At 62.2% G+C, this 7831-nt stretch carries 6 protein-coding genes and 2 pseudogenes; 4 read left to right on the forward strand and 4 right to left on the reverse strand.

The window, feature by feature from the left end:
• Together AC1DT3_RS07915 and AC1DT3_RS07920 are read right to left on the reverse strand one after the other, a co-directional pair.
• A pseudogene (locus AC1DT3_RS07915) lies at positions 1-328 on the reverse strand (methylmalonyl-CoA mutase); the annotation flags it as partial.
• A 122-nt stretch (positions 329-450) separates the two neighbouring features.
• Positions 451-825, reverse strand: a complete 375-nt coding sequence (locus AC1DT3_RS07920) for a DUF2267 domain-containing protein (protein ID WP_477464707.1) — start codon at positions 823-825, stop codon at positions 451-453.
• 129 nt (positions 826-954) lie between these two features.
• Here AC1DT3_RS07920 and AC1DT3_RS07925 point away from each other — a divergent pair, with 129 nt between their 5' ends.
• From AC1DT3_RS07925 to AC1DT3_RS07940, 4 genes are all read left to right on the forward strand, one after another.
• Positions 955-2493 (forward strand): helicase HerA-like domain-containing protein, encoded by a 1539-nt coding sequence (locus AC1DT3_RS07925; protein WP_477464708.1) that lies wholly within the window; start codon positions 955-957, stop codon positions 2491-2493.
• Positions 2494-2567: 74 nt separating this feature from the next.
• The gene (locus AC1DT3_RS07930) at positions 2568-3950 is read left to right on the forward strand and encodes a M20/M25/M40 family metallo-hydrolase (protein WP_477464709.1); all 1383 of its coding nucleotides are present in this window, start codon (positions 2568-2570) and stop codon (positions 3948-3950) included.
• Positions 3951-4118: 168 nt separating this feature from the next.
• Positions 4119-4982 (forward strand): branched-chain amino acid aminotransferase, encoded by an 864-nt coding sequence (locus AC1DT3_RS07935; RefSeq protein ID WP_477464710.1) that lies wholly within the window; start codon positions 4119-4121, stop codon positions 4980-4982.
• A gap of 100 nt (positions 4983-5082) precedes the next feature.
• On the forward strand, positions 5083-5862 hold the full coding sequence (locus AC1DT3_RS07940) for a DUF1194 domain-containing protein (RefSeq protein WP_477464711.1): 780 nt from the start codon (positions 5083-5085) through the stop codon (positions 5860-5862).
• On the opposite strand, the gene murJ is transcribed toward AC1DT3_RS07940, so the two are convergent.
• Positions 5802-7328, reverse strand: coding sequence for a murein biosynthesis integral membrane protein MurJ (gene murJ / locus AC1DT3_RS07945; protein ID WP_477464712.1), 1527 nt, complete (start codon positions 7326-7328; stop codon positions 5802-5804). The two genes, AC1DT3_RS07940 and murJ, sit on opposite strands and share 61 nt — an antisense overlap.
• Positions 7329-7331: 3 nt before the next feature.
• Positions 7332-7831, reverse strand: a pseudogene (locus AC1DT3_RS07950) (glycosyltransferase); the annotation flags it as partial.

Below are 7831 nucleotides of genomic sequence, written 5' to 3' on the forward strand. Positions count from 1 at the left end.
AGCCATGACCGCTCGGGGCCCTGCGATTGACGAGGACCAGGGCGTCGGCTCCGCCCTCCAGATCGGCGAGAGCCATTGCATTGGCGGTCGCCGGGTCTGGATGATCCATGCGCTGGGCGACGAGCCACGCGCCCGCTTCCGCGCGAGTCACCGGCTTGGCGCCCGCGGCTTTCGGGTAGAGCGGCTGGATCTCCAAGCCGTCCAGCGTCCGGCCAACTAGCTTTCGCTTGAAATCCGCCCCCTTGAGCACCCCTTCGACGAGCCGCAACCATTGATCGTTGCTCGGAGCAGGGAACTCCGTGGCGAGGGCGAGAGTCGGATCGGCCATAAAGCGCTGTCTTTCCTTCACGCACGACATGCCTCGACTCAAGATATGCCTCTACTCGCGACATGCCTTCACTCGAGGCACACCCGACCGGCCGAACGCCACCCGGTCGGGTTCAGCTTGGTTCAAACGAATTGCGACAAGCCCGGAACGGCGCCGATGATCGGGCCCATGGCGTCTTCGCCGGCCTTTTCGCGACCATAGGCGAAGAGCTCGCGACCGAGGGGCTGCATCTGGCCCATGGAAACGCCGGCGCCCATCAACTGGCTGCCGAGACCCATGACGCCGCCGCCGAGCGAACCCATCATGCCCATGATTCCCCCGCCGCCGCCGGCCTGGGCCATCGCCTGCTCAGCGCCGGGGAGGGCCGCGATCAGCTGTTCGACCTCGGCCGTGGGACCCTCTTTTTTCAAGAAGGTCAGGATAATGCCGATGGCCTTGGTCGCGGTTGCCGCGTCGAGACCGGTTTTTGCCGTCACGCGGGCGATGAGCTCTTCCATGCGATTCTCCACTGAAAATGTCGGCCGGATAGTTCGGCTTCGGGCGGCCGAAATCAAGAGCGTTGCCGGGGAGTAGAAACTGGGCCATCGACCGCCTATGAATATTCAGGCGATTTGGAGAAGTTCACGATGCTCGAAGACGGCAAGATTTTCATCGGCAAGGGAACGAAGCCCGAATTTCTCGACCTCAAACTCGCCAACCGGCATGGATTGATCACCGGGGCGACCGGCACCGGCAAGACCGTCACCCTCCAGGTTCTCGCCGAAGGCTTCTCCAACGCTGGGGTTCCCGTTTTCGCAGCCGACATCAAGGGCGACCTTTCGGGCGTCGCCGCCGTCGGAAACGCCAAGGACGCTTTCGTCAAGCGCGCGACGGAAGTGGGCGTCGACTACAAGCCGGATCAGTTTCCCGTCGTGTTCTGGGATCTGTTTGGCGAGCAGGGTCACCGGGTCCGCGCTACGATTTCCGAGATCGGTCCGCTTCTCCTGTCCCGCCTGCTCGATCTGAACGACGTGCAGGAGGGCGTGCTCAACATCGCCTTCCGCGTCGCCGACGAGCAGGGTCTGCTCCTCATGGATCTCAAGGATCTGCGCGCGTTGCTGCAGCTGATCTCCGATAATGCGCAAGAGCTCACCACGACCTACGGCAACGTCTCGAAGGCGACGGTCGGCACGATCCTGCGCCAGCTCCTGGTGCTCGAAAACCAGCGCGGCGAGGAGTTTCTCGGCGAGCCGGCGCTCAGCATCAAAGACCTGATGCGCACCGATCGGGACGGGCGCGGCGTCATCAACATTCTCGCCGCCGACAAGCTGATGAACAATCCGCGTCTCTATGCGACGTTCCTCCTGTGGCTGATGTCCGAATTGTTCGAGGAATTGCCGGAAGTCGGCGATCTCGACCAACCCAAGCTCGTGTTCTTCTTCGACGAAGCACACCTCCTGTTTTCCGATGCACCGAAGGTGTTGATTGAAACGGTCGAACGCGTCGTGCGGCTGATCCGCTCGAAAGGCGTCGGTGTCTATTTCATTACGCAAAATCCCGTGGACGTACCGGAGACCGTTCTGTCACAGCTCGGCAACCGGGTTCAGCACGCCTTGCGGGCGTATACCCCGCGCGAACAGAAGGCCGTTCGCGTCGCCGCGCAGACCTTTCGGCAGAACCCGGCCTTCGATACGGAAAAGGCGATCACCGAACTCGGTGTGGGTGAGGCGCTCGTGTCGACGCTCGAAGGAAAGGGAACGCCTTCCATGGTCGAGCGCACGTGGATTGCGCCACCCATGTCGCAAGTTGGTCCGATCGACATCGCGACCCGGCAGCAGATCATCGCGGCGAGCCCGATGAGAGGCAAGTACGATCAGGTCGTCGATTCGGAATCGGCCTACGAAATGCTGGCGAAACGCGCGGAAAAGGCCACGGCGGACGCCCAGGCGGCRCAGGGCGGAGGCGGCATTCTGGATATGCTTGGCGGGCTGTTCGGCACGACCGGACAGCGGAAAGGCTCGATGACGACGACGCAGCGCGTCACCCGTGAGGTCACCCGCACCATCGTCAACCAAACCGTCGGCAATCTCGCCGCAGAAATCGGCAAATCGCTCGGCGGTCGTCAAGGCGGTTCCATCGGCCGTGCCATCGTGCGTGGCACGCTCGGCGGGTTATTGCGGCGCTAGCAGAAATCTCCGTCACATCTAATCCGATATCGCGACAATCACCCTGTTTGTTTCCGGCCAACCGAGTAAAATCCATGTCTCATCTCGACAAAGTTCTCGCCAAGATCGACACCGATCTCGATGCATCCGTGGAACGCTTGTTCCAATGGCTGAAGATTCCCTCGATCTCGACCGATCCGGCGTACAAGGATCATTGCCACGTCGCAGGGCAATGGCTCGTCGATCAGTTGAAGGGCTTAGGGGTCGATGTGTCACTGCGTGAGACGCAGGGTCATCCGGTTGTGGTCGGGCATTCCAGGGGAAATGCGAAGCCGCACGTGTTGTTCTACGGACATTACGATGTGCAGCCGGTCGATCCTTTGAATCTGTGGGACACGCCGCCATTCGAGCCGAAGATCGCGACACTGCCGGACGGGCGCAAAGTGATCAGCGCGCGCGGTTCGTCCGATGACAAGGGGCAGGTCATGACGTTCGTCGAGGCGTGTCGCGCCTGGAAGGCCGTCACGGGCTCGCTGCCCATCGACATCACGTTCATGGTTGAAGGTGCGGAGGAAGACGGCTCCAAGTTCCTGCCCGAGTTCATCGCAGCCAACAAGGACGAGCTGAAGACCGATCTCGCGCTCGTCTGCGACACCGGCATGTGGGATCAGAACACACCGGCGATCACGTCGTCCCTGCGAGGCATGGTGTACGAGGAAGTGATCGTGCGTTGCGCCGATCGCGATCTGCATTCCGGCGCTTTCGGTGGCGCGGCCCAGAATCCCGTTCACGTGCTCGCCAAGATCATTGCAGACATCCACGACGAGAACGGCCGCATCACGATCAAGGATTTCTACGAGGGCGTTCCGGATACGCCGACGCAAATCCTCGAGCAATGGAAGAAGCTCAACCTGCAGGAGGAAGACTTTCTCGGCCAGATCGGCCTGAAGAAATCGACCGGCGAGAAGGATCGCATGCTGATCGAGCAGATACAGTCGCGCCCCACCTGCGACGTAAACGGCATCATCGGAGGTTATACGGGGGAGGGTACGAAGACCGTGATCGCGGCGGAGGCCCGCTGCAAGATTTCGTTCCGTCTCGTCGGCGACCAGGACCCGGCGACGATCTCCGACAATTTCCACGCTTTCGTCGAGGCGCGGATTCCATCCGATTGTTCCGTGGAGTTCATCAAGCACAAAGGCTCGCGGGCAATCACGCTGCCGTTCGACATGCCCGCGCTGACCGTCGTGAAGGGAGCGCTGAAGGACGAGTGGCAGGCTGATCCGGTGGTGATCGGGACAGGCGGATCGATCCCCGTCGTCGGCGACTTCAAGCGCACGCTCGGGCTCGACACCCTGCTCGTCGGCTTCGGTCTCGACGACGATCGAATCCACTCGCCGAACGAGAAATACGACCTGCGAAGCTTTCACAAGGGCACCCGGAGCTGGGCGCGCATTCTGGCCGCATTGGCGGAGTGAGGGTTTTCTCGGTCGGCTCGGCACCAGGCATTCGGGGACCGCATTCATCACAAACCCTGACCGGACCGATCACGAATCCTTTCGCATCCAGGCTGTTTTTCCGTTGACGGAGAAGCGAGTTGGGCGTTCGGTTAGGACAACAACACTGACCCACGGGCGGAAATAGAGATGGCTTGGTATTCGAAGACCTGGAACTGGTTCAACGGCGCATGGCACGAGGGAAATCCGCCGATCATCGGTCCGCGTTCGCACGCCGCTTGGCTCGGCTCTTCGGTGTTCGACGGTGCGCGGGTCTTCGAGGGCGTGATGCCCGATATCGACCGGCATTGCACCCGCGTCAACCGGTCGGCCGATTCCATCGGTTTGAAGCCGACCATGGAGTTGCAGGGGATTCTGGATCTGGTGCGCGAGGGCGCGAAGAAGTTCGGATCCGATACGGCGCTCTATGTGAAGCCCATGTATTGGGGCGAAGCGGAGGGACTCTCGACGATCGTGCCCGATCCTGAATCGACCCAGTTCTGCCTGTCGCTGTTCGAGGCGCCAATGCCGATACCGGGCGGGCTCTCTCTCATGAAATCATCGTTCCGCAGACCGACTTTGGAATCCATGCCGACCGATTCCAAGGCTGGTTGCCTCTATCCCAACAATGCCCGCGTCCTCCGCGAGGCGAAGGCGAACGGGTTCGACAACGCATTGGTCTGTGACGCGCTCGGGAATGTGGCCGAAACCGGAACGTCGAACGTCTTCATGGCGAAGGGCGGGGTCGTCCACACGCCGGCACCCAACGGAACGTTCTTGAACGGCATCACGCGTCAGCGCGTGATCCAGTTGCTGCGCGACGATGGCGTCACGGTTCTGGAGAGCACTCTGCGCTACGAGGATTTTGCCCAAGCGGACGAGATTTTCATCTCCGGCAATTATTCCAAGGTGATGCCGGTCCTGAGGATCGGCAGCCGCGACCTCCAGCCCGGTCCGCTCTATCGCAAGGCGCGGGATCTCTATTGGGCGTTCGCGCACGACAAGGCCGCCTGAAACGGATCGCGCTCGGGCGATCAATTTCTCATGAGTGGGGATTGCTCCCGATCCCCACCTCTCTGACAATCCATCGCCAAGAACGGCGGTGGAGCTTGTCATGCGCGCTTTCCTTCCCGGCCTTTTCGCGTTGGGTCTGTGTGGTGCTCCCGCACTCGCGGAACCCGTCGACCTCGAACTCGTGTTCGCGTCAGACGGCTCGGGCTCCATCGACGACGACGAGTTGCGGCTGCAGCGCAAAGGTTGGGCGGACGCGCTGACGAGCAAAGAGGTGCTCGACGGCGTGCGGGACGGCGTGATCGGCGCCATCGCCGTCGCGTTCATGGAATGGGGCGGTCCCAGCTCGCAGGTCGTCATCGCCGATTGGCATGTGATCCGCGACGAGGCGAGTGCGAAGGTCTTTTCGGATCGGCTCATGAATGCCCCGCGCGGAGCGACTGGTTACAACTCGATTTCGAACGCCATCGACTTCTCCGTACGCCTCGTGGAGGGCAACGCGCATGAAGGCACGCGCCGCGTTATCGACGTGTCGGGCGATGGGCCGAACATCGGCGGCAGAGCCCTAGAGGCGGCGAGAGCCGACGCTCTTGCGAAGGGCTTCGTCATCAATGCTCTCGCCATCCGGCGGCCCGGTGGTCGGCCGGGCGGGCCAGGCGGAATGCCGCTCGAGGATTACTACGGCCAGAGTGTGATTGGTGGACCGGGCTCGTTCGTTGAAATCGCCGACGAGGCCCKGCCATTCGCCAAAGCCGCGAGACGGAAACTGCTGACGGAAATCGCAGACGTGAAACCGGCACAAAGATACGCCAGGTTCGAGGATCAGCGGCGCGACAAGCGAATGCCGGCGAGTTTAAGTCCGGTTAGCAGCGTGGCGCCGTAGGCGAGGGCGCCTCCCGTACCGACGATCGCGAGCAGAGCTTCATCGCGCCACGTAGTGAACGTACCGGTCCATTGGCCGATGATGGGCGGAGCGAACCAAGCGAATGCAGCGAGAAAAGCGCTTGCGACGGCAATCGCCGTACAGGCGCGAAACAGCGTGCTGCTCGGATCGATCCATTGACGTCGATGGGCGAGGAAGAACAGCAACAAGAGATTGACCCATGTGCCGACGGCGGTCCCGATCGCGAGGCCGACGACACCGTATCGATCCATCAGCATGATCTTTACGGCGATATTGACCACCACTGCGGTCAGGGACGCGATGAGTGGTGTCATCGTATCGGAGCGCGAATAGAAACTCGCGAGCGCCGAGCGGATCAACACCGCGGCCGGAAGACCCACCGCATATGCGGCAAGAACCGCGCCCGCGCGTTGCGCCGCCTCCATGTCGAAGGCGCCTCTCTTGAAGAGCGCGGCCATGATGAGATCAGGCATCGCCACGAAGGCGACGAGGAACGGCGCGGCGAGGGCCAGCGTGAGACTGACGGCCCTGTTCTGCGCACCGTGCGCCCCAGCGACATCGCCGGCAGCGATGCGTCGGCTCATTTCCGGCAGCAGGACGGTCCCCGCGGCGATGCCGATGACGCCGAGCGGCAGCTGGTAGATGCGATCGGCGTAKTACAGCGCCGACACGGCGCCTGTCGGCAGAAACGATGCGATGATCGTGTCGGCGAACATCGCGAGCTGGACGCCGGCCGAACCGACGACGGCGGGGCCGAGCGTCTTGAAGAAGCTCTTCATGGCGACGTCGAAGCGCGGATATTCGAGACCCGGCGCAATGCCGGCTCGTTTTGCGTCGAGCCAGACCAGAAGCAATTGCAGGACACCGGAGACCGTCACGCCCCACGCGGCGGCATAGCCGACGCTCGGGAAGAGAAATGCGACGGAGAGGGCGACGACCATCGATACGTTGAGCAGCACGGGCGCGGCCGCGGCGGCGGCGAACCGCTCATGCGCGTTCAGCACGCCTGAGAGAATGGTGACGAGGGTGATGAACAGGAGGTAGGGAAACGTGATGCGTGTCAGCGCCACGGCGAGCTCGTATTTCGCAGGGTCCTTGGAAAACCCCGGCGCGAGGAGATCGACCACCATCGGCATGGCGAAAAGCGCCGCGACGAGAAGCGCGACCTGCACGATCAGCATCAAGGTCGTCACGCGGCTCGCGAACGAATGCGCAGCCGGCTCCTTCTCCGTTTCGAGAACCTTCGCATAGGAGGGCAGGAACGCGTTGTTGAACGCCCCTTCGCCGAAGATCGTGCGAAAGTGGTTGGGAATGCGGAAGGCGACGAAGAACGCGTCGGCAATCGGTCCGACACCCATCACCGCGGCGATGACGACGTCGCGAATGAAGCCGGTCAACCGCGAGAGAAGCGTCCAACTGCCGACGGAAAGGATCTTCTTGTACATCGATCAGGTCCGTCGAAAGCCTTGGTTCCCGCGCGAGGGATGCTGCGGCGCGTCCGCGACGGCGCCGACTTCCTCGGCTACGATGTAGAGCGGCCGCCGCTTCACCTCGGCGAAGATCCGGCCGATATATTCGCCGATGATCCCGAGCGACATCAATTGGATCCCTGAGAAAAACATCACCGACACGATGAGGCTTGGAAAGCCCGGGAGATCGGTGCCGAAAAGCAACGTGCGGATCATGAAGTAGATCGCGGTCGCGATCGAGCAGATCGAGATCAGCGTTCCGAGATAGGTCCACACCCGTAGCGGCACGCTGGAGAACGACGTGATGCCGTCGAAGGCGAAGCGGAGGAGCTTGCGGAAACTCCACTTCGTCGCGCCGTGTTTGCGGTCGGCGACGACGAATGGGACGCCGATGCTCTTGAATCCGATCCAGGCATAGAGGCCCTTCGAGAAGCGAGCCCGCTCGCCGAGCGTACGGAGAACCTCCACCCCCTTGCGAT

The sequence above is a fragment of the Microvirga sp. P4_G7 genome (assembly GCF_056401005.1).

Bases quoted from the DNA above. Each gene is read 5' to 3' on its own strand.
- AC1DT3_RS07920 (WP_477464707.1), bottom strand. From the start codon at position 825: ATGGAAGAGCTCATCGCCCGCGTGACGGCAAAAACCGGTCTCGACGCG.
- AC1DT3_RS07930 (WP_477464709.1), top strand. From the start codon at position 2,568: ATGTCTCATCTCGACAAAGTTCTCGCCAAGATCGACACCGATCTCGAT.
- AC1DT3_RS07935 (WP_477464710.1), top strand. From the start codon at position 4,119: ATGGCTTGGTATTCGAAGACCTGGAACTGGTTCAACGGCGCATGGCAC.